5 protein-coding genes and 1 pseudogene are annotated in these 2,183 nt (G+C 71.4%); all 6 read right to left on the bottom strand.

The features are described 5' to 3' along the window. Window positions 1-251 (bottom strand): TlpA disulfide reductase family protein (locus Q1B08_RS21330; protein ID WP_299823337.1); only part of this gene is annotated, 251 nt, incomplete at its 3' end. Beyond that, window positions 248-820, bottom strand: coding sequence for a DsbE family thiol:disulfide interchange protein (locus tag Q1B08_RS21325; RefSeq protein WP_299823334.1), 573 nt, complete (start codon window positions 818-820; stop codon window positions 248-250). The genes Q1B08_RS21330 and Q1B08_RS21325, both read right to left, overlap by 4 nt. Beyond that, on the bottom strand, window positions 817-1,296 hold the full coding sequence (locus Q1B08_RS21320) for a c-type cytochrome (protein ID WP_299823331.1): 480 nt from the start codon (window positions 1,294-1,296) through the stop codon (window positions 817-819). Before Q1B08_RS21320 ends, Q1B08_RS21325 begins: the two co-directional genes overlap by 4 nt. Further along, a complete protein-coding gene (locus tag Q1B08_RS21315) occupies window positions 1,293-1,439 on the bottom strand; it encodes a hypothetical protein (RefSeq protein ID WP_158448505.1) in 147 nt (48 codons plus the stop codon). Before Q1B08_RS21315 ends, Q1B08_RS21320 begins: the two co-directional genes overlap by 4 nt. Further along, window positions 1,426-1,917 carry a DUF411 domain-containing protein gene (locus Q1B08_RS21310; protein ID WP_299823318.1) on the bottom strand — a complete coding sequence of 164 codons (492 nt, stop codon included), beginning with the start codon at window positions 1,915-1,917 and terminating at the stop codon, window positions 1,426-1,428. The genes Q1B08_RS21315 and Q1B08_RS21310 overlap by 14 nt, the downstream gene beginning before the upstream one ends. Window positions 1,918-1,928: 11 nt before the next feature. Then, a pseudogene (locus Q1B08_RS21305) lies at window positions 1,929-2,183 on the bottom strand (exo-alpha-sialidase); the annotation flags it as partial.

The following is a 2,183-nucleotide window of genomic DNA, read 5'->3' as shown; positions in this document are numbered from 1 at the left end:
CCGCCCAGGCGTTCCTGAAGCGCGTCGAGCGTCGGCATCTCCTCGCGGCAGGGCACGCACCAGGTGGCCCAGACGTTTAGCAGCACGATCCGTCCCCTGAAATCCGCCAATGTCAGGTTCCGGCCGTCGCCATCCACGAAGGGCGGCGACAGCAGGGCGCGCGGCTCCCCGAGCAGGGGGATCGGCGGCCGGGCCGCCGCGGGCGCCGCCGCGAGCGCGAGCGATCCTGCCAGGAACCCGCGGCGCCTCACGACGCGCCCTCCGCCTGCAACCGGCGCACGACCGGCAGGATGTCCTCCTCCAGCGATTGCCGGTCGAAGGGGCCGACATGCTTGTAGGCGATGCGGCCCTCGGCATCGATCACGAAGGTCTCGGGCAGGCCGTAGACGCCCCAGTCGATGGAGACGCGGCCCGACCGGTCCGCGCCGATGCGGGTGAAGGGATCGCCGAGCTCGTCGAGGAAGGCCAGCGCACCCTCGGGTTCGTCCTTGTAGTTGATCCCGAAGATCGGGACGGTGCCCGTTTCGGCCAGCTCGACGAGGAGCGGGTTCTCCGCCCGGCAGGGCACGCACCACGACGCCCAGACGTTGACGATCGAGACCTCGCCCCGCAGGTCCGCCGAGGACAGGCCGTCCTGCCGTCCTTCGATGAGCGGCAACGCGAACTCCGGCACCGCCCGGCCCACCAGCGCCGAAGGCAAGCGGTCGTCGTTGTTGAAGAGCCCCCAAAGGAATGCCCCCGCCAGCGCGGCGAACAGGCCGACCGGCAGAAGGGCGATCCAGGAGAGGCGCCGGCGCTCGGGTCGGGCCTCGACGCTCATCGCCCGGCCTCGGCCTTCGCCGTCACCTCAGCCTGGAAGGCGCGCTCGCGCTCGGGCCAGGTGCTCTTGATGTAGGCCAGCGTCGCGCGGATCTCGGCATCCGTCAGGCTGTCCCCGAAGGCGGGCATGTCGCTCTCGTAGCCGGGCACGGCCGCGCCGACCCCCTGCTTGGTGATCGTGAACAGCTGCCCGTCCGCGTGGTGCCAGGTATGGCCGGTCTCGTCATGCGGCGGCGCGGGCATCCGGCCGTCCTCCAGCCGGCGCCGCCAGTCGGGCTGCCCTTCGAGGTCGGCGCCGTGGCAGGACGCGCAGCTCTGCGCGTAGATCTCCTGCCCGAGCGCGACCTCCGCGGCCGTCACCGGCTCGCCCGCGAAGGTCAGACCCTCCACCGCGCCGTCCGGCTGCTGGGCCGTCGCCATCCAGGCCACGACAGCCAGCGCACCGGCACCGGCGAGGCCGATCGCGACGCCCCTCATGCCGACCCCCGGAGGTATTTCACCAGCGCGACCACGCTCAGGATCAGGACCGCCAGGACCAGCAGCAGGACCAGCCCGCCGCCCAGCATCATCATGCCCATCATCGGCCCGTTCATCATGCCCATGCACTCACTCATCGGCATAGACGGCGATCCCGCCCTCTTCGAACGCGTAGGTCTTCAGCGTCCCGGACTTCTCGTGCGCCATGCCGGGGGCGTTCGAGGGCATGCCGGGCAGCGTGATGCCGGCGATCTCCGGGCGTTCGGTCACGAGCCGCTCGATGATCTCGACCGGCACCAGCCCGCTGACGAAATAGCCGTCGACCTTGGCGAGGTGGCAGCCGAGGCCCTCGCGCGGGATGCCGACGGAGACGGAGGTCTTGTCGAAGTCGCGGTCGTCGATGCGCGTCACCTCATAGCCGTGCCGTTCGAGGTAGTCGGCATAGGTGTCGCAGCAGCCGCAGCCCGGATCGCGCCAGATCGTGACCTGCTTGGCAGGATCCGTCTGCACGGCGGCGGCAGGCGCCTGGCCTGGATCTTCCGCCGCGGACAGGGTGGCGAAGCCGATGCCGCCGGCGATCGTGGCGACCGCGAGCGAGGCGAGAACGCAGGTCTTGTTCATGGTGAACTCCATCATTCGGCCGCGTATGCGGTCCAGGTGGCGCCGCCGTCGCGGCTCTGTCGCAGGTCGCCGTCGAGTGCTGCGACGACGTGGTTCGGATCGACCGGGTGGACCGCCACGGCGGCGGCATCCCCCTCCGCCGCGCGCGACCAGACGACACCCGCGTCGCGGGAGGCCCAGATCCCCGATGGCAGCGCGGCATAGAGCGTCTCCGGCGCGGCCGGCGCGCTGGCCAGCGCGCGGATCGGCTCGCCCGCCGGCAACGG

The organism is uncultured Jannaschia sp., from assembly GCF_947494025.1.
Taxonomy (GTDB): domain Bacteria; phylum Pseudomonadota; class Alphaproteobacteria; order Rhodobacterales; family Rhodobacteraceae; genus Jannaschia.
This window is presented reverse-complemented; position numbering and strand designations above follow the sequence as displayed.

Excerpts from the sequence above, each read along its gene's own strand:
- Q1B08_RS21325 (WP_299823334.1), bottom strand. The coding sequence starts at position 820 with ATGAGCGTCGAGGCCCGACCCGAGCGCCGGCGCCTCTCCTGGATCGCC.
- Q1B08_RS21320 (WP_299823331.1), bottom strand. The coding sequence starts at position 1,296 with ATGAGGGGCGTCGCGATCGGCCTCGCCGGTGCCGGTGCGCTGGCTGTC.
- Q1B08_RS21315 (WP_158448505.1), bottom strand. The coding sequence starts at position 1,439 with ATGCCGATGAGTGAGTGCATGGGCATGATGAACGGGCCGATGATGGGC.
- Q1B08_RS21310 (WP_299823318.1), bottom strand. The coding sequence starts at position 1,917 with ATGAACAAGACCTGCGTTCTCGCCTCGCTCGCGGTCGCCACGATCGCC.